Raw genomic sequence first — 19,193 nt, forward strand, 5'->3', positions numbered from 1 at the left:
AAATAGGCTTTCAGCAATCGTTAAAACAGGTATTCAGTTATTTTTTAGTCGAACAAACTTCCTCCCATTTATTCAAGGAAAAAACTGTATTTAATAATACCAAAAATTGCAATTCAAGCAATGTAAGCTGCGAAAGACAACTTAAGCGAATTTAAGAAAAAAATTAAGTTGCGAAGGAGTTATCGATGTCGCAGACGAGTTTTGTTGGCAGCAGCTATGGCTTGGATCAACATGGGATATTACACACAGGTATACTTTTCTGGAATCTTTCCACCGCTGCACTTTATGAAGAATCAGCCCGTCGTCGGGAAGGGTTAATTTCTCATTTAGGGCCATTAGTAGTAAGAACAGGACAATATACTGGGCGATCGCCTAATGATAAATTTATTGTTAAGGAACCAGAAAGCGATCGACATATATGGTGGGGAAAAGTTAACCAACCTTTCGACCCCCTAAAATTTGAAAATCTTTATGCTCGGATGTTAGCTTATCTCCAAGGTAGAGATCTCTTCATTCAAGATTCTTACGCTGGAGCAGATCCAAACTATCGGATTTGTGTGCGAGTGATTACCGAAACCGCATGGCATAGTTTATTCGCCCGGAACTTATTTATTCAACCAAACCAAGAGGAATTAACTAACTTCATTCCCGATTTTACGATTATTAATTTACCCAATTTCCGCGCCGTACCAGATTTAGATGGTACTCGCAGCGATGCTTTCATTATTGTTAACTTTGCGCGTCGGTTGATTTTAATTGGCGGTACTAGCTACGCTGGCGAAATCAAAAAATCTGTTTTCACCATTCTTAACTACTTATTGCCACACAAACAAGTGCTATCGATGCACTGTTCTGCCAACATTGGCGCAGATGGCGATACCGCGATATTCTTTGGTTTGTCTGGTACTGGAAAAACTACCCTGTCGGCAGATCCTAACCGGACTTTAATCGGTGATGATGAGCATGGTTGGAGCGATCGAGGAATCTTTAATTTTGAAGGTGGTTGCTACGCTAAGGTAATTCGCCTCTCCCCAGTAGCAGAACCAGAAATTTACAAAACTACGCGCACTTTTGGCACAGTTTTGGAAAATGTGGCAATCAACCCAACTAACCGACGCTTAGATTTAGATGATGACAGTTTAACGGAAAATACCCGTGCGGCTTATCCCTTGTCTCATATTCCTAATGCTAGCCGTACAGGTTTGGGGAATCACCCGAAAAATGTCATCTTTTTAACTGCTGATGCTTTTGGGGTAATGCCTCCGATTGCTGAACTTTCTAAAGAGCAAGCAATGTATCATTTCCTCAGCGGTTACACTGCTAAAGTTGCCGGAACTGAACGGGGAATGGGTAGCGAACCAGAAGCTACTTTTAGTGCTTGTTTTGGCGCACCTTTTATGGCATTACATCCGAGTGTGTATGCTGAGTTGCTCGGAAAACTCATTTCTGACCATAATGTGAAAGTTTGGTTGGTGAATACTGGTTGGACTAGTGGCCCTTACGGTGTGGGACATCGGATGTCGATTAGGCATACTCGTGCTTTGCTAACAGCGGCGTTAACTGGCGCTTTGGATGATGTGGCGAAGGAGGAAGATCCGATTTTTGGTTTCTCTGTGCCAGAACGTTGTCCGGGTGTGCCAAAAGATGTGTTAAAACCACGTTTGACTTGGCACGATCCAGCGGCTTATGATTTGCAAGCACAGAAGTTGGCGAAGATGTTTATTAAGAATTTCCAACAGTTTACTGATGTGGTTGATGCTCAAGTAATGCAAGGTGCTCCGCGATTGGCGATCGCAGTTTAACCAAATTTGAACGAGGAGTCAAAGCCAGATTTCTTCAGCGAAAAAGTTTAATTCTTTGAGAAATCTGGTTTTTCCCATTAATTGAATCGCAGTACCCGCAAAATATTGCCAACACTCAACATCGATAAAATACTTCCGGCACTAAACACGCTTAAAATACTTCCGGCACTTCCGAAACTCAAAATACTGCCAACTCCGCCAATACTCAAGATACTACCAACGCTACCGATACTTAAAATACTTCCGGCACTACCAATACTCAAAATACTCCGGTAACTCGCTAAACTGAGAAAACCTGGTTCTGGTATCAACCAATTTTCATTCATATTTGTTCCTCCCGATCGAGAATCTCTTCAATGGTAAAAGGTAATTCCAATGGAAAATTTTCCATTGGTTGTTCCGTTTTCTTAGTAGCATCTGCTTGGTTTTTGAAACTCATAATTGGTAAACTTTGCGGTAATAAGTTTGATACTCTTGAGATAACAAAGGTTTCCACCAATCTTCATTATTTAAGTACCAGGCAACTGTTTTTCTCAAACCTTCTTCTACCGTAACAGAAGGTTGCCAACCTAACTGTGTTTGTAATTTGGTGGAATTAATTGCATATCTGCGATCGTGTCCCGGTCTATCTTTAACAAAAGTGATTAGTTGATTACAAGGACGCACTGGTAAATTAGATGCTAATTCATCCATTAATTTACACAAAGTATTTACTAAGTCAATATTTTTTACTTCGTTATTGCCACCAATATTATAAGTTTCTCCAGGTTTTCCACTATGAATTACCGTATCTAAAGCTCGACAATGATCTAGCACAAATAGCCAATCTCGAATGTTTTGTCCATCACCATAAACAGGTAAACTTTTTCCAATTAAGGCGTTAATACACATCAAAGGAATTAACTTTTCGGGAAACTGATAAGGGCCATAGTTATTTGAGCAATTAGTAATTATTGTGGGTAAGCCGTAGGTGTGGTAATATGCCCGAACTAAGTGATCGCTGCCAGCTTTGGAGGCAGAATAAGGGCTATTGGGTGCATAAGGTGTTGTTTCGCTAAAAGCTGGGTCGTTAGGGCCTAAAGTGCCGTAAACTTCATCTGTGGAAACGTGGAGGAAAATCGCTGAATCCAGAGAATTATTTTGCCAATGTTGACGGAAAGCTTCCAAAAGTGTGAAAGTTCCAACTACGTTGGTTTGGACGAAGGCATCGGGGCCTAAAATTGATCTGTCAACGTGAGATTCAGCAGCAAAATGAGCGATCGCATCAATCTTTTCTGACTCTAACAACTGATTTACTAAGGATCGATCGCAAATATTACCCTCTACAAAGCGAAAATTTTTTCTGCCCGCCAAAGATGCTAAATTATTACGGTTTCCGGCGTAGGTGAGTGCATCCAGTACGATTACTCGATCCTCTGGATAGCGATCGCACCAGTAAAGGACGAAATTAGCACCTATAAAACCTGCACCTCCCGTCACTAAAATCCGACGAGGTGTTCTAACTTGATTTTTCGGGAAAGTATGTGTCATTATTTGCTATTTTCTCCTCTCTCCGGTTTAAACTTTTTTCAGTCCGATCATAGAGAAGTCTATCAGTAGGTGTGAGGGAATAATTGTGACTCAGGTGGTTTTGGAACAGAAAAGCATTATAAATTTGGCGCAGGAAGGCAACCCAGAAGCGATCGCTGCCCTGATTAACCAGGTTATCGCGAAAAAGGGCATCACTGCGATCGCCAAGTGTAAAGATAATTGGTTGCATATCGTCCTGGTGGGTGATGAAATTCCCGATCGATCGGTTTATTGCCGTTTTATTATTGACGGAGTTAGCCGTCTTAACCCGCAAAACATCGATTTTGTGAGGATTTATGGACGTAAAAGCGACCACAAATGGCCCAGTTGGACGGAAGCATTTGATTTAGCCCAAATACCTTACTTTCCGCCCATTCCGCCCCAAATAACCACCGTTACTCGCCCCCCAGAACCGAGAAAGCGCAAACCACCAAAGTACAGAAAACTATCCAAAAAAAAGATTCGGTTACTATTAATGGGTGGTGTTACTTGGCTGATGGTAGCAGTATTAGGTGTAGTTTTCAGCTATCAAATTAACTCATCGAGTACCAATAAACGTCAGCAGTTAGAACCTTTAGAACAAAACGATCCCAACACTTCAGAAACCCAAACCCCAACTCCTCAAGCTACTAGAAAACCGACACCAAAACCTGCGGTTGTCACCTCACCTGCAATAAATAACAAAGATTTTATTACCATTAAAGCTGTAGGAGATATTGTTCCTGGGACAAATTTTCCTAATAATAGATTGCCCCAAAACCAGCAAGACTTATTTAAAAATGTCAAAGCATACTTACAAGGTGCAGATATCTTATTTGGCAATTTTGAAAGTACATTAACCAACTATCCCCGCACGGCAAAAGATACTAGCCGTCCAATGGTTCATGCTTTTCGTAACCCGCCAGAATATGCCAAACTTTTAAAAGAAGTTGGCTTTACAGTGATGAGTGTTGCTAACAATCACTCTTTCGATTTTACGGTGAAAGGTTTTGAAGATACTATTAAAAATCTAGAGAGTGTCGGAGTTAAAGCAGTTGGCAAGAAAGAACAAATTCTTTATAAAAACATCAAGGGTGTAGAAGTTGCTTTCATTGCTTTTAGTCACTTAGCTTGGCATAATTCTATAAATGATTTACCATCAGCGATCGCACTAGTCAAACAAGCTCAGAAAAAAGCCAGCATTGTGGTAATTTCTTTTCATGGTGGCGCAGAAGGAACAGGCGCGATGCGAGTCAGAAATCGCCAGGAAAATTTCTACGGCGAAAATCGGGGAAACTTAGTACTTTTTTCCCGCACAATGATCGATAATGGAGCAGATTTAGTATTAGGACATGGCCCTCATGTTCCCAGAGCAATGGAACTATATAAAGGCAAATTGATTGCTTATTCTTTGGGGAATTTTGTCGGATATAGAACTTTATCCACTAGAGGTGCATTAGGAGAATCATTGATTTTAGAAGTTAAACTTAACCCGCAAGGAGAGTTTATTTCCGGTAAAATTACCCCCGTACAATTAGATAGAAGAGGTATTCCTTCTCTTGATAAAGGTACTACGAGTATTCCGATAATTCGCAATTTAACTAAATTGGACTTTCCCCAAACAAATCTAAAATTTGAGCTAAACGGTCACATTATTAAAGAAGAAAAAAACAGTAAAAAGCCATAGCAAGCCCTAAGTTAGTAGTGGCGACTTCAGTCGTTCTCAGGTTAATTGGTAGGACTAAAGTCCCCACAACAAACTAACTTTCCTCATCCAATAAAGTTTCTAAAGCTGATTTAATTTCCCCTGGCGTAGTTGTGGAAGTTCCGAATTTACGGATTACAATACTAGCAGCTAAATTGCCTAAAACTGCTGCTTCCCAAACTGAAGCACCAGTACATAAACTTAAAGTTAAAGCAGCAACAACTGTATCACCAGCACCAGTAACATCAAAAACCTCTGTTCGATTAAAAGCAGGAATATGATCTGCTGATAAAGTATGACGATCGAACAAACTCATCCCAAATTCTCCACGGGTAATTAAAATTTGTTCTGCCTGAGTTAAATTCAATAAATCCTTTCCCGCTTGCGCCAAAACTTCAGGAGAAGAAATAGCATAACCCACAGCTTTTTCTGCTTCTGGTAAATTGGGAGTAAACAAAGTTGCACCTGCAAAACGGGGTAAATTTTTCTGAGAGTCAACAATAGTTAAAGAGTGACTCAAAGCCGCTGCAATTACAGGAGGAGTGAATACACCATCACCATAATCGGAACAAACTACTACATCAACTTTTCCTACTTGAGAACGAATGTAATCAGCTAATTGTAATTGCAAACTTTCCCCTGGTAAATCATCAGATTTGCGATCGACCCTAACAATTTGTTGCGTCACTGACTGACGGGCGTGCCCAGAAATTCTCGTCTTGGTCACCGTCGGACGATGCAAATCTAAAAAAATCCCACTAGTGTCAATTTTCGCATCTTCAAAAATGCGCCGCAAAGCTTGACCTTGTTCATCCTTACCTAATAATCCGACTACCTGAACTTGTGCCCCTAACTTGGCAAAATTATAAACTGCATTAGCTCCTCCACCAGGCACTTGTCTTGTTTGTTCGTGACGGATAATTAATACCGGAGCTTCCCGCGAAACTCTTTCTACTTGTCCAGTAAGAAATTCATCAAGAGTTAAATCTCCCACTACTAATACTTTAACTCGATCGAACTTCTCCAAAAATGAAAACAATCTTTCTGAAGAACTACGCAGTTGTTTAGCGAAAGATAAGTCCAAAGTCATAAATTAGGATTAAATCTGCCTTTATTTAACTAATTTGAAGTCCGCTAAGCAGGAGGTAAATTGTCCTGATTTATCTCAATTTCATAATGATAAACTTTGTACTTATACCTCTTTACTTCGCTATTTGTAGGAAAATCACGTTTTTTCACATTTTCGATCGCCAAGTCATCAAACTTCTGATAACCAGTACTGCGAGTTAATTTTGGTTCTCCGACAATTTTCCCTTTTGAAATATCAACTAAGACAGCAATTCCGGCTATCCCAACATTTGGTAATTTTTCTTTAAGCGGAGAACGAATTGTATCTGGAACTTTTTCCATTCCGGGTAGCAAGCTCTCTCCATAAGATTCTTTTTGAGTTTTCCACCAATTTAGATAATTTGTCTGTCCCTCCGCAACTGTAGTGTCCCGTTTGTTGTAAGCGTAAGTATTAGTATCTGAATTCGGAAGCACTCGTGGTTTCACTGGTGGCAAATCGCTTAAAGGAGTCGGATTATTTGGAATATCAGTTGGCGAATCACTAGAATCTAATCGGGCGAGAAATTGCTGATATACTGACATAAATTCACCACTGGAAGTTGGCGGATTTTTTTGAGTTTCAATTGGTGGTGGTAACTGCGTGTTTCTTGTCTCTTGAACCGAAGATGTTTCAGGTTTCAAGTCATCATTGTTAATATTTCTATTAGTTTCAGGTTTTTGCTTTCGCGAAGTTTCAGTATTTCTGCGATTATTTTTCGGGGTTTCTTGAGGAGACTTAGGAACCGTAGTCTGAGAACGACGGCGCGAACTTGGAGTTTTTGTCTCTGGAGTCGCTGAAGGAGTCGCTGAAGGAGTTGTAGGGCTAGGATTAGAGTTGTAAATTGGAAAACTTGGTGGTGGTGGTAAGGTAATTTCTGATTTTGCTTCCGGTAGAGAAGGTAAAAGATTTGTGGGAATTTGTCCCGGTGGTAGAGGTAAAGTAGGTTGGGTTCTCTGTTGGGCGTATTCTGGCAAACGCAGAATTTCCTCTGGTGTTAGTTGGACAACTTTCACGCTACGTCGATCGCTTGCTGCTACTGTTGGTTTATCAGCCATTGGTACTACTGGTTGATAAAACCAGAATAGCGAGTGCAATCCAACAGAGGTTAATGCTGCCACAACTAACGGCAAATTCATGGTTTCAGACAGGGTACTCATGCGTGAGATGTCAGACATAGCAGGTAACTCTAGCTAAGTGTTTCGCGATCGATTCTGGCGCTGGTCATATACGATATTAGCGACACAAAGCTTAGACTAACAGAAAAAGGCAAAAGGCTCCAAAGCTCCAAGACAGCCGGAAAATTTTTCCGTTCCTCCCAGTCCCCAGTCCCCAGTCCCCAGTCCCTAGTCCCCAGTCACCTTAACGATCAGCAAAGAGAAATAGTGTAATTTTAGGTCAGAGCGATCGCGCAAATCACAATAAACTAATTGCTCAGCTGTACTTGCCCGTTCCACCACATAACTATGCTGCAACAAATCTCTTTGCTGTAACATTTGCCAAACCTGCGGATAAACCGAACTCACCTTCATCAAAACCACCACATCCGCCCAATTTAAAATCGCCTCTAACTCTTCAACCCGATAAAGCGCAGGTAAAATCACCAAACGCTGATCCCGTAAAGTTAAAGGTAGCCCCAAAGCTGACGCTGCTGCCATTGGCGAAGCAACCCCCGGTACTGTCTGAATCTTGACTTCTGGATGTAGTTGCTGCAAAGTCGCCGCTAAATAATTAAAAGTGCTGTAAAAACTAATATCTCCCTCGCAGACAAAAGCCACATCCTCACCCCGCTGCAAATATTCCCACACCTGCTGCGCCGCTACTTGCCATGCAGAATTTAAAACCGCTTCATCCTGTAGGTAGGGAAATTTTAAAGCTAACTGCACCTGCTCAGATTGTAACCACTGGGAAACAATACCCTGCGCTATTCCCCGTTTGCCCCCAATCCCAGCCGGAAAAGCCACAACAGGTGTACTTTTCAGTAAATTTAATCCTTTCAGGGTAATTAATTCTGGATCTCCTGGGCCTACACTAATTCCGTAGAGAGTGCCTGTTTGCACGATGATTGACAAATTTTTGACTAACTATTTACTTTTCCAATCTAAGGCTAACAAAGCGTTTTTGAGATAATGTATCATTTTTGTCAAAAAAACCTAAGTAAAAATACTAAGATTAAATTAACCAAGCAAGCATAAAATTTTACTATAAGTTGAATAATCTGCTAATGTAGGATATTTTACACAGCAACTTTGTCAACTAAAACCCTGAAATTTCAGCAATTAGAACTAAAATGTCTTTACCTATTGTTATTTTACCTGGATATCTTGAGGGTGCAACTGCTTACATCCCCTTAGAAAAAAGCTTGCAAGCACTTGGTTTCCCTACCGTAACAGTACCATTGCGAAAACGAGACTGGTTGCCCACGGTGGGAGGTCGATCGATGATGCCAATTTTACGAATACTCGATCGCACTGTCAAACAAACATTAAAGCAACATAGAGCCTCTCAAATTAACTTAATTGGACACTCAGCAGGTGGTTGGATTTCCCGAATTTACATCGGAGAAAAACCATACACTATTCACGGCGATATTGTCGAATCCGAGCAACTTTGGGGCGCACATCCTCACGTTGCTACCCTGATCACATTGGGAACTCCTCATATTAGTTTAGAACGTTGGACAAAACGGAATTTAGATTTTGTTAAAGTTAACTATCCCGGCGCATTTTACCCCCAAATTAGTTATGTTTGTGTCGCCGGAAAATCGATTTTCGGAGCCAGAAAAAAAGGCAGTTGGTTAGCTTATAACAGTTATCAAATTACCTGTGGTAACGGTGAAACTTGGGGAGATGGAATTACACCAATTGAAGCAGCACATTTAGAAGGTGCAGAAAATCTCACTATTGAAGGAGTGAGACATTCTCCTAAATCACCTGGACTTTGGTATGGTTCCCCGGAAATTTTGCCATTGTGGACAAAGTATTTAATTTAATCGATCGAGGTCTTTTTGCTTTCAAATTTAGGCTTTTTCTAAAGAAGGTTCTCTGCTGGTATGAGCAATTGGCACTTCTTCCACTTTCGGGAGTTTCTCTACAGTTAAAGGAGAAGAAGGACTAGCACCAGATAAACGCTTGAGTAAATTCGGTCGCAAATCGTGTAATAAATAGATAATGCGATCGCCAACCTGCCATTCTTCCGCCGCCGCAACAATCATCAAACGTTCATCCCTTTCCATCAACAAAGGCACAAATTCCCCAGAATGAATTAACGCTTGTAAATGCGCTTGTTGAAAAGCAAAACCATCCTCTTTTAATTCAGTTTTACCCAACTTCGCTTTACCATCATTAAGATACTCATTCCAAGTTTTAATCTGTAAATGTTGTACAAAAGCTTGTTGAACTTTCTGATGATGGTTTTTATTATCATTACTTAATTGCGGATCGCGAGGAAATACCGCTAACACTCTTGGTGGGGAAAACTCTTCAGTTGCTCTTTGCGCCAACACCAAATTTACTTCCCCATTATTAGTCATCGAAACAAAGGTTCCCGCCGCAGCTAATCCGGCTTTTTCCAAAACTTCTGTATCTAAAGCACTACTTAAGAAAACCTGCAAATTTTCCTGTTCCGCTAGTTTACAAGCTTCAGGATCGGTATCAATTAAAGCAGCTGATTCACCCCTTTCTTGGAAAATTCGCGCAATCAACCTTCCTAAAGCATGAGAACCAACAATAATTACACCAGTTGCTTCTGTCGAAGTAATTTTTAGCGATTTAGCCAACAAACGCGCCGTTAATCCTTGGAAAAACACAGTCATAATAATTGTGAGAAAAACCAGCGCCTTAATTGAATCTCCCCCGTTAAAACCCCTTTGAGTTAACAAAATTGCAAACAAAGAAGCTACAGAAGCCGAAACAATTCCTCTCGGTGCAATCCAACTCACAAACAGTTTTTGTCGCCAATTTAGATCGCTATTCCAAGTACAAATAGCAATACTAATCGGGCGTACCACAAACATTAATACCAAAATGGTAAAGACGCTACCCCAACCTAAAACGAACAAACTAGCAATAGACAAATCTGCCGAAAGCAGAATAAACAACACCGAAATACTTAAGATAGTTAACTGACCTTTAAAGCGGCGAATCAAACGTTCTTCGGGAACAGAAGATGCTCGCAAAAGAATTCCCGCGACTACAGTAGTCATTAATCCTGATTCACTGCGGATCATTTGCGCCAGAGTAAATAAACCCCACAAACCCGCCAAAACGATTAAGTTTTTCAGTTCTTCCGAAATAAAACTGGCACGTTTGAGAATCCAACCTAGCAACCAACCCCCAGCAGCACCGATAATTCCCCCAATTCCCAAGCGCAAGAATAGACCGCTGAGAGCTAACAGCGGGTTAGCATTTGGGTTGAGGATGGTATCTAACACCACAACCGCCAGAATTGCACCTACAGGGTCAATTAACACGCCTTCGCCTTCGAGGAGGGTGGCAACTTGCCGATCGACCTTCACCTGCTTCAGCAATGGACTAACCACAGTCGGTCCAGTGACAACTACCAGAGAAGCATAAAGAAAAGCGATCGACCAAGGAAACTCACCCAACCAATGCGCCGCCATTCCCCCGCCAAGTAACGTAATTAGAGTTCCAATGGTCACCAAATTCCGTAAACTACCAGAAACCCTTCCCAGTTCCCGTAATTCCAGGTTTAACCCACCTTCAAACAGAATCACAGCCACCGAGAGTGCCACAATTACTTCTAAACCAGTACCCAACAAGTTTGGATGCAACACACCCAACCCATCTGGCCCTAACGCAATGCCAAACAGCAGCAAGAAGACGATGCTAGGAACCTTCAAAAATTCCGCGATCACCTGGGCGCTGATGCCTGCAATGATAGTAATTACCATCAACAGGGTGATTTCAAACGATCCTTCCATAAGTCTTCATGGTTGCAGGCCAACAATTCAAGTTAAAATGCCTCATTTTTAATGCACAAAAGCTTTGCGGATCTTGAGGGAGTTCACTGATTATTTGAGTGATGTTTGTTACGACTAAAATCACCGCAGAAAGGCACAGGGCAGAGGTTTTCAGGACAAAAGGGAAAATTTTGTTTCTTCCAGAAGCCAAAATTTGATTTAAAGCTTTTTTATTTTACTATCTGCTTAATCATTTCTTCATTATGCAACGATCCGTAAATATCTGCCAGTTGTTTCAGATAAGTACGTTGAGCCGCAAAGTCAGGATTCCGAAAGATCCCCGACTTGTTCAAAAAGTCGGGCATCTCCGATCGATCGGGCGTAAAAATCGAAATACAATCTGTGAATTTCTCACTGCGCCAAGTAAAAACTTCTTGAGCAATCACCCGTAAACCAACTGCTTCAGCAGCAGCACGGACACTCTCGGCGCTAACATCTAAAGAACGCCAACCAGTAAACTCATCAGGTTGCAGATTCGAGTACTCACCCATATTAGAATGATGAATCCAACCAAATCCTGTTTCTGTTAATTTAGCTGCCAATTCTTGCAGATAAGCGGTTAAAGTTGGGCGATCGGCATGAACTAAAGAATCAAAACTAAAAACAAAATCAATAGAATTATCCGCAATCATTGCCAAAGAAGAACCATCATTGACAAAATAGCGAATATGGCTGTATTTCTGAAACTTTTCTCGGCAAATTTCTATACATTTGTCCGATAAATCAACCAAAGTCAATTCCTGACACAAATCTTTGAGAAATCCTGTCCAGCGTCCCGCACCTGGGCCAATTTCCAAAATTCTTGCAGCTGGGACAAATGGATAAATCCGGGGCATTAAAACTGCATACCACTGAATCGGAATATTACCCCAGTTTCTCGACCATTCCGCCCCACCTTCAGACCAATCGTAAGTCTGATTCCAAGTCTGGTAGTTCTCCTCTAAAGTTGGCATGACACTCCTCTTGCTGTCTTGGAAATCCTGAAAGAAGAAAGGGAGTAGGGATGAGTACAATTGAAGGAACTTTTATTTACTATTCTCTCCCAGTCCCCAGTCCCTAGTCCCCTGTCCCCTTCATCTTCAATCTTTGAGCAATAAATAATAAAGTTGTCCTTTACTCTTCATTACTCCTGCCCGATCGCCAGCTGACCGACCAGTTCCCATAAACACATCCACCCGACCTGCACCTTTAATCGCACTTCCGGCATCTTGATCCAAGACAAAACGGCTGACTCGGCGAAATGTCATACCACCTCTGCCAGATGGGAAAGGTAAGGGAGTGCGAATAAAAGCTAAGGCACCGGGAGGCATTAACTCTTTATCGGTAGCGATCGATCTTTCTGCCGTCACCGGAACATTAGTAAAACCCATTGCTGGCGCACCACCACTGTCCCGAAAGAAAATAAACGGGTTATATCGTGGCAGATAAACGCTCAATTCTTGGGGATAACGGCGAAAAAAGTCGATCATGACCGGAATAGATAACCCAGCTAAGGGCAATTTCCCGTCTTTAGCCATTTCTCGACCCACACTAATGTATGGATGATCGGTTTTACCTGCATAGCCAACGCTCATAATTCTGCCATCAGGCAATTGCAAACGAGCAGAACCTTGAATGTGAATCAGAAAAGCTTCAAAGCGATCGCTCAACCAAGCTAGTTCTAAACCTTTTAGCGGCCCCTTGTCACCCTGTAAACCATCCTTGCCTTCCAGTTCCACCCTAGTTGGGTGCGGACGTTGCCAACTTTCAAAATCAGTTGGTAATCGGTAAATCGGATAGCGGTAAGTTGCAGTTGGTGTCAGACTAGCTCGATAAATCGGCTCATAATAGCCTGTAAATGTCACCGTTCCTTGATTATCGTGACCCACAGATTGGTAGAAAACAAACTCCCTTCTCACAGCGGCTTTTAATTGTGCTGCGGAACGAGAGTTAACTACCAACTGGCGAAACCTTACCAAACTGCGGCGTACCCGATCTAAAGTAATTCCCGGTACAGGATAATTAGCGTAAGCTTCCGCTGCTTTGGAAGTTCGCAAATATTTCAGGCTATTATCGATCGATCGTAGTAAAGCCTGTTTATCTCCCTTTTGACCGGGACGACCCCATAAGCGATCGTCCAAACCTAACTGTTGTTCCTGCGCTTCCGTAATCGGTTGCAGTGGTAGGCTACTGTTAGGAGTTGGCGTTGTCGGAGTTGGGATTTGAGCAAATATTATGCCCAAACTCAGGGCAAAAGAACCTAGCGTATTAATCATCAATCAAGTTTCTCGGTCAATACTGGATGTGAATATTGGTTCTACTCGAATTCCCACCACACGGGATGGTCGTACCACCATGTATTCTCCCTGAATGTTTTTAATTGGTACGTTAATAAAGTCCTGGGAGGAAGATTTTGGTACTAGTTCCCCGCTATACCACTTTTGAAAGTCTTGAATTGTCGGGAAACGCACCTCTTCCCTGTGACCACCTTCGATTAATAGGTGTACTGCATATTCAGAAGGAGTTCTGGGCATAATAGAAAACTATTCTCTACTGTATGGAAACATATTATGGGCAAAAGTTGCTTAAAGATCTGACAAAATTTCCCGGAAATGTCCCATTCAATCACTTAAGAAAATAAATTATACCTTCCCAGCTGCGCTTCGATCGCACTTGGCAGCATTTGATTTAATTCTTCAGCATCTTTAAACCACAACCTTTGGTACTTTGGCAAGTCAAAGGGAAACTGTCCCTTCATTTGCTCTCGTTCCATTTCCACTAACAAAATTTGTTCGCTACGCTTGCTTTGTAGCGCATAACCCAGTTCTAAGCAAACTTTCGGACTGGGAATTAATTGTGCTGGCGTTTTTCCCTCGCCTTCCCAACGGGTAATTGGTGTACTATCAGCAATAAATAACAAGCTTTTGCGGATTTTCCGCATCACAATCTCACTCAACCGCAGCGGGCTATCTGTGGGACGTTGTGATTCTACCAGTTTTAAGGTCAGGCGCGATCGCTCATTCAATTTTTCCACCGTATTCTGCAACCCTTCCCGTAACGCCTCACTCGCCAAAGCATATTCCTTTTGGTAACACAAAAAAATCGTCGGTTCTAAATCTGCCATCACCGACTGCTTAGTGAAATATATCTCATGGCTGCATAAGTCAATGTTGGCAATGGCATAGCCACCACTACCCTCAATATAAAATTCTACCGTTTCCCCATCCAAATATCTTTCAAACCAAGGCGATCGCTTGACCTCCTGGCTATCTTCCAAAAAATCCGCCCGCAACCCCGACTTTAACAAACTATTCTTACTGAGGCGCAAATCATGGGGACGCTTCTCCAGTTCTTTTAGTGGCTCATACTTCTGGAGATACCAAGCTCTCAGCGCAATAATCGCCATAATACTTAAATTTAATTTAAATAGCAAAGTTTTCAGATCTTATATTTTAAACTTTTTTCCCAAAACTTGCTTCTATACCTAAATCTCAAAAAAATTCTGTTTAAAACGACAACACCCAAGCCTTACTTGTCGAGTGATTTCCTTTAATTGGTAATACTATCTAGAGTTGCACTGATTTAAAATCTCCGATTCTCTCGGCTCAAAAACCAGTTCTATTGCTCTCAGTTAACCAGCTTAGGAAATATCAATGTTCCGGTTGGGTGTTGTGTTTGGACGAGACAGACGTAAATTAAACAGCTCTTTTTCCTCTTTTTTTTAACTAACTTGACACTGGGCTGTTCGATCTGCCAGGGAAGCTTTATTGCTTCTACTGTTAGAGTATCAGCACTCTTATAAGAGATCAAGTATGCGAAAAGAAACTTTACCTTAATTAGTGTCCACACTCTCGCAACTAGCAAATTAAATCTCTAGAAAGCTTTCCCTGCAAAGGTTACGCTGTTTTTAACAAATAACAAAATGTTAACTAACATGGCTAAATTTGACGGTTTGTAAAGGCAATTTACATTAATTTCTGCCTCATCAATTTCCCAAATTTAGCTTTTCATCACCACCTAATTGTTAAAAAAAACCGCCCTTCCCAGGCGGTGTAAAAGCAAGTATACCGAGAAAAATTAATCGCTAGTTAGCTAATTTCTAAGCTTCAGCTTGGTTAACAATCTACATACTTAACCAGAGCAAAAATTCTCTGAATAGGCGATCGCTAATTCCGAAAACTGAATCACATTACAACACTGCTAAGTTGGATCGATGGAAAAGCTAAAATTCGTTTTTTCTACTCTTTTTGTGAAGCTAAGGGAAGTAGAAATAGATAAAACTGACACCAAATAATCAGGCTAGTACAGCAAAATGAAGTTTAAGTTAGCAGAGTTTTTCGATCTATTTAATTCAGCAAATCGCATACAGAAGCCAATTATTTCCCTCGCAAACAATTATTCCAAATTTTTGCCGTAATAATTAACAGTAGAGCGATACATCCTCGCCACATTCATCAGCTAAGTAACACAACGCCCGAAACCGTAAGTTAGAAACTTCTTCGTAAAGCGGATTCAACTTACACAATGGCGGAATGTGAAACAAGGTACAACCAAAAAGCTTCACATCTCGTTCAAAAGGACATTGCGCCGGAATCATTTCACACAACCGATGTGCTAATTCGGGATCTCGAACATCCATATTGTCGAGTACCTGGCGCAAAGGTTGCAGCAAATCAAAGCGTCTTTTAGAACGGTGATGATTGCCTTGGTTTTCAACTGCTATATTTCCTGGCTCTGTCCAAATCCAGGTTGAAACCGATCGGTCTTCTATGGTAGAGTGAGATACATTCATTTACTTTATAACTCCTAGTTTCCCTAGAGGTACATAGATTCCTCTATTGGTTGACTACATATTCTCAAATGGTTTTACGGGATTTCCACCTCCATTTGAGTGATTTTTCACTGGTCAGAGTTCCGAAAAACTCCGACTTATGGATGAGTTGTGGCTTTAGCTTAGCTTTCCTCAACTCCATTTTATACTGCCTAGAATCAGGATGTTTTGCTTCCGTAGAACTAACGAACTTAGATGACAGCCCGGTTCAGTATACCGACTTTAGAGAAGCGGTGACAACCCAAAAAAATTTGAGTAATTCTACTCAAGACAAAAAGGCGATTGGTGAATAGGTAGAATTACCGGAATCACCAATCACTAACTAGCGAATACCCAAAATGGAGTATATCTGGAACTAGAATTTTCGAGCGAGAATTTTCCGAGTTTCTTAAGAAGCTACCCTAGCAGTAACGCGACGACGACGACCTGTAGTTTTCACTGGGGGTGCTTCTGGTGCTTGTAAGAGGAAGACTAACAGCGGACGACTTTGCAGTTCGCGCCGTAGTAGTCTAGCAATTGCTTGTTCTAGTTGCGCTTGCAACCCAGTCCAGTCTACCTCTACTTCTCCAGTATCGAAGTTTCGGGCAAATTCGCGCCAGCGATCGCTCAATAAATTTTCAATAGTTTGTTGCACCAATTTTTGCAGTAAACTTTGCTCAACCGCAGTCACCACACCGCGCAAATGCACTTCTGGTTTAGCAACTAATTTACCGTCCCAATCAATCGCAGAAGCTATAGTAACTACCCCATCTTCCGCTAATTGTTGCCGTTCTTTGAGAACATTATCGTGAACCACACCAGCACTATCTACCAGTTGTAAACCTGAAGGTACTTTACCCCCAATAGCAATACTATCTTCCGAAAGTTCCACAATATCGCCATTATCGATAATCACCATATTTTCTGCCGGAACACCCATACTTTGAGCAGTTTGGGAATGTTTTACTAACATCCGGTGTTCGCCGTGAACTGGTAAAAAGAACTTCGGACGAGTTAAAGCTAACATTAGTTTTTGGTCTTCTTGACAAGCGTGCCCAGAAACGTGAATGCCTTTTTCTCTACCGTAAATTACATTTGCACCTTGGATCATCAACTTGTCGATCGTATTCACTACTGCGATCGTATTTCCCGGAATTGGATTAGCAGAAAAAATGACCGTATCACCTTGGCGAATTTTAATATGAGGATGTTCCTGATTAGCAATTCGCGTCATCGCCGCCAAAGGTTCCCCTTGCGATCCAGTAGTCAGAACTAATACTCGATCGTCCGGTAAATTTCGCGCTACGTGCCAAGGTTGAAGTAAATTATCGTCACATTTGATATAACCTAAATTCCGTGCATGAGCAATCACATTTAACATGGATTTACCCAACAGCGAAACAGTGCGATTATGCTTCTTAGCTAATTGCAAAACGATATTGATTCGGTGTACCGAAGAAGCAAAAGTAGTCAGCATAATTCTCCCAGGTGCTTGGGAAAAAATCCGATCTAAATTAGGATAAACCGACATTTCCGAAGGTGTTTGACCCGGAACTTCCGCGTTAGTCGAGTCACTCACTAAACAAAGTACACCTTTTTCCCCATGTTCAGCTAACCTTTGGAAATCAAACCTTTCTCCGTCTACGGGAGTGTGGTCAACTTTAAAGTCACCTGTGTGAATAATCACTCCCACTGGGGTATGAATAGCCACAGTAAAACTATCAGCAATTGAGTGAGTATTGCGAATAAATTCCGCAAAAAAGTGAGAACCAATTCGCACAAGATCGCGAGGTAATACTGACCTTAATTCCGTGCGGTTACTCACTCCTGCTTCTTCCAATTTCCCCTGCAATAATGCCATTGCTAAACGGGGCCCATAAATCACCGGAATATCAAATTGTTTCAAGTGGTAAGGAATACCACCAATATGATCTTCATGACCGTGAGTAACGATCATGCCTTTAATTTTATGGCGATTTTCCTTCAGATAAGTAGTATCTGGTAAAACAATATTTACCCCGTGCATTCCATCAGTGGGAAAAGCCAAACCAGCATCTAAAAGGATGATTTCATCATCGTATTCAAAAATGCAGGTATTTTTGCCAATTTCGTGCAATCCCCCCAAGGGAATAATTTTTACTTTTGAATTTGTATCTTTAGTCATTTGCATCCTTTGATTTTAGTAACAAGAAACTTGGTATTTACTAATTAGTATTCGGTAATTGGGTAATTTAAACTTCAGATTGAATCCTCAATCTAATCTTCAAAAATTGCCCAGTACTCCTTACTTGTTAGCTGTGAATTTTTGTCTAACTATCCAGAGTTTTAAGGAAAGTAAGTATTCAATTGTCAAAAACTTTTCCCTATCATTACCTATGAAAGTAAGGAAAGTTTTTCTAAGGCTGTTTTTAGTTTTTGAATTTCTTCATTTGATGGTTCACAAAGCGGTGGGCGAACGCTACCAACATCCCAACCTTTTAATTTTAAAGCTGTTTTTACGAGAATTGGATTTGTGGTGATAAATAGGGCTTTAAACAAGGGAAAAAGTTCTAAGTGAATTTTTAATGCTTCGGCAGTTTTACCTGCTTCAAAAGCTTTTACCATTTGTTGAATTTGATTGCCTACTAAATGGCTAGCAACGCTAACTATTCCTGTGCCACCAATTGCTAACAAGGGCAATGTGAGAGAATCATCTCCAGAATAAATCTCGAATTCTGGTGGGGTGAGATGGCGAATTTGACTAGCTTGATCCATACTACCGCTAGCTTCTTTAATAGCAACAATATTAGGAATTTGTGCTAAACGAGCCACGGTTTCTGGCGCTAAGTTTTGCCCAGTCCGACCAGGTATATTGTAGAGCATTATCGGCAAATCGGGAGCAGATTTGGCGATCGCCTGAAAATGCTGATAAAGTCCTTCTTGGGGTGGCTTGTTATAGTAAGGAACCACTTGTAAAGAAGCATCTATTCCTAGTGTAGCGGCTTTTTGCGTCGCAGCGATCGCGTCTTTTGTAGAATTCGCACCTGTTCCCGCAATAATTTTGGCTTTCCCAGCTACCGCCTTTTGCACTACCTGAAATAACTCAAACTCCTCTTCCCATTTCAGCGTCGGAGACTCCCCAGTAGTACCACAAATCACAAAAGCATCTGTCCCATTTTCCGCCAAATGTCCCGCTAATTGCTCTGCAACTGCGTAATTTACACTGCCATCTTCTTTATAAGGCGTAACTAAAGCGGTAATTACCCGTCCAAACTTTCCCACAC

17 protein-coding genes are annotated in these 19,193 nt (G+C 41.3%); 4 read left to right on the forward strand and 13 right to left on the reverse strand.

The genetic code is table 11. From position 1 onward, the window contains the following. Positions 1-185: 185 nt before the first annotated feature. Complete coding sequence (locus ACE1B6_RS14900; protein WP_413258028.1) at positions 186-1,802, forward strand: phosphoenolpyruvate carboxykinase; 1,617 nt, start codon at positions 186-188, stop codon at positions 1,800-1,802. Positions 1,803-1,879: 77 nt separating this feature from the next. On the opposite strand, the gene ACE1B6_RS14905 is transcribed toward ACE1B6_RS14900, so the two are convergent. Together ACE1B6_RS14905 and rfbB are read right to left on the reverse strand one after the other, a co-directional pair. Next, positions 1,880-2,128 carry a hypothetical protein gene (locus ACE1B6_RS14905; protein WP_413258029.1) on the reverse strand — a complete coding sequence of 83 codons (249 nt, stop codon included), beginning with the start codon at positions 2,126-2,128 and terminating at the stop codon, positions 1,880-1,882. A gap of 109 nt (positions 2,129-2,237) precedes the next feature. Then, on the reverse strand, positions 2,238-3,332 hold the full coding sequence (rfbB, locus tag ACE1B6_RS14910; protein WP_413258030.1) for a dTDP-glucose 4,6-dehydratase: 1,095 nt from the start codon (positions 3,330-3,332) through the stop codon (positions 2,238-2,240). A gap of 85 nt (positions 3,333-3,417) precedes the next feature. Between rfbB and ACE1B6_RS14915 the strand changes: the two genes are divergently transcribed. Continuing rightward, on the forward strand, positions 3,418-5,037 hold the full coding sequence (locus ACE1B6_RS14915) for a CapA family protein (protein ID WP_413258031.1): 1,620 nt from the start codon (positions 3,418-3,420) through the stop codon (positions 5,035-5,037). Positions 5,038-5,110: 73 nt separating this feature from the next. On the opposite strand, the gene ACE1B6_RS14920 is transcribed toward ACE1B6_RS14915, so the two are convergent. The 3 genes from ACE1B6_RS14920 to ACE1B6_RS14930 all read right to left on the reverse strand — a co-directional run bounded on the left by ACE1B6_RS14920 (position 5,111) and on the right by ACE1B6_RS14930 (position 8,220). Then, positions 5,111-6,145: a bifunctional heptose 7-phosphate kinase/heptose 1-phosphate adenyltransferase gene (locus tag ACE1B6_RS14920; RefSeq protein ID WP_413258032.1), complete on the reverse strand. Its 1,035-nt coding sequence runs from the start codon at positions 6,143-6,145 to the stop codon at positions 5,111-5,113. 44 nt (positions 6,146-6,189) lie between these two features. Further along, complete coding sequence (locus ACE1B6_RS14925) at positions 6,190-7,338, reverse strand: hypothetical protein (protein ID WP_413258033.1); 1,149 nt, start codon at positions 7,336-7,338, stop codon at positions 6,190-6,192. Between the two features lie 168 nt (positions 7,339-7,506). Continuing rightward, positions 7,507-8,220, reverse strand: a complete 714-nt coding sequence (locus tag ACE1B6_RS14930; protein WP_459563035.1) for a precorrin-2 C(20)-methyltransferase — start codon at positions 8,218-8,220, stop codon at positions 7,507-7,509. A gap of 230 nt (positions 8,221-8,450) precedes the next feature. Between ACE1B6_RS14930 and ACE1B6_RS14935 the strand changes: the two genes are divergently transcribed. Beyond that, positions 8,451-9,152: an esterase/lipase family protein gene (locus ACE1B6_RS14935; protein ID WP_413258035.1), complete on the forward strand. Its 702-nt coding sequence runs from the start codon at positions 8,451-8,453 to the stop codon at positions 9,150-9,152. Between the two features lie 27 nt (positions 9,153-9,179). On the opposite strand, the gene ACE1B6_RS14940 is transcribed toward ACE1B6_RS14935, so the two are convergent. From ACE1B6_RS14940 to ACE1B6_RS14965, 6 genes are all read right to left on the reverse strand, one after another. Further along, positions 9,180-11,102 carry a cation:proton antiporter gene (locus ACE1B6_RS14940; protein WP_413258036.1) on the reverse strand — a complete coding sequence of 641 codons (1,923 nt, stop codon included), beginning with the start codon at positions 11,100-11,102 and terminating at the stop codon, positions 9,180-9,182. A 209-nt stretch (positions 11,103-11,311) separates the two neighbouring features. Beyond that, positions 11,312-12,094: a class I SAM-dependent methyltransferase gene (locus ACE1B6_RS14945; RefSeq protein WP_413258037.1), complete on the reverse strand. Its 783-nt coding sequence runs from the start codon at positions 12,092-12,094 to the stop codon at positions 11,312-11,314. Positions 12,095-12,220: 126 nt separating this feature from the next. Then, a complete protein-coding gene (gene mltA, locus ACE1B6_RS14950; RefSeq protein WP_413258038.1) occupies positions 12,221-13,396 on the reverse strand; it encodes a murein transglycosylase A in 1,176 nt (391 codons plus the stop codon). A 3-nt stretch (positions 13,397-13,399) separates the two neighbouring features. After that, positions 13,400-13,654, reverse strand: a complete 255-nt coding sequence (locus tag ACE1B6_RS14955; RefSeq protein ID WP_413258039.1) for a hypothetical protein — start codon at positions 13,652-13,654, stop codon at positions 13,400-13,402. A 95-nt stretch (positions 13,655-13,749) separates the two neighbouring features. Beyond that, positions 13,750-14,526, reverse strand: coding sequence for a hypothetical protein (locus tag ACE1B6_RS14960; protein WP_413258040.1), 777 nt, complete (start codon positions 14,524-14,526; stop codon positions 13,750-13,752). Positions 14,527-15,540: 1,014 nt separating this feature from the next. Beyond that, positions 15,541-15,912: a Mo-dependent nitrogenase C-terminal domain-containing protein gene (locus ACE1B6_RS14965; protein WP_413258041.1), complete on the reverse strand. Its 372-nt coding sequence runs from the start codon at positions 15,910-15,912 to the stop codon at positions 15,541-15,543. Between the two features lie 50 nt (positions 15,913-15,962). Between ACE1B6_RS14965 and ACE1B6_RS14970 the strand changes: the two genes are divergently transcribed. Further along, positions 15,963-16,244, forward strand: a complete 282-nt coding sequence (locus ACE1B6_RS14970) for a hypothetical protein (RefSeq protein ID WP_413258042.1) — start codon at positions 15,963-15,965, stop codon at positions 16,242-16,244. Between the two features lie 95 nt (positions 16,245-16,339). Here ACE1B6_RS14970 and ACE1B6_RS14975 read toward each other — a convergent pair whose 3' ends face one another. Together ACE1B6_RS14975 and dapA are read right to left on the reverse strand one after the other, a co-directional pair. Then, positions 16,340-18,094, reverse strand: a complete 1,755-nt coding sequence (locus ACE1B6_RS14975) for a ribonuclease J (RefSeq protein WP_413258043.1) — start codon at positions 18,092-18,094, stop codon at positions 16,340-16,342. Positions 18,095-18,303: 209 nt separating this feature from the next. Continuing rightward, on the reverse strand, positions 18,304-19,191 hold the full coding sequence (gene dapA / locus ACE1B6_RS14980; RefSeq protein WP_413258044.1) for a 4-hydroxy-tetrahydrodipicolinate synthase: 888 nt from the start codon (positions 19,189-19,191) through the stop codon (positions 18,304-18,306). Positions 19,192-19,193: the final 2 nt, after the last annotated feature.

This window comes from Floridaenema fluviatile BLCC-F154, from assembly GCF_041929135.1.
GTDB lineage: Bacteria > Cyanobacteriota > Cyanobacteriia > Cyanobacteriales > Aerosakkonemataceae > Floridanema > Floridanema fluviatile.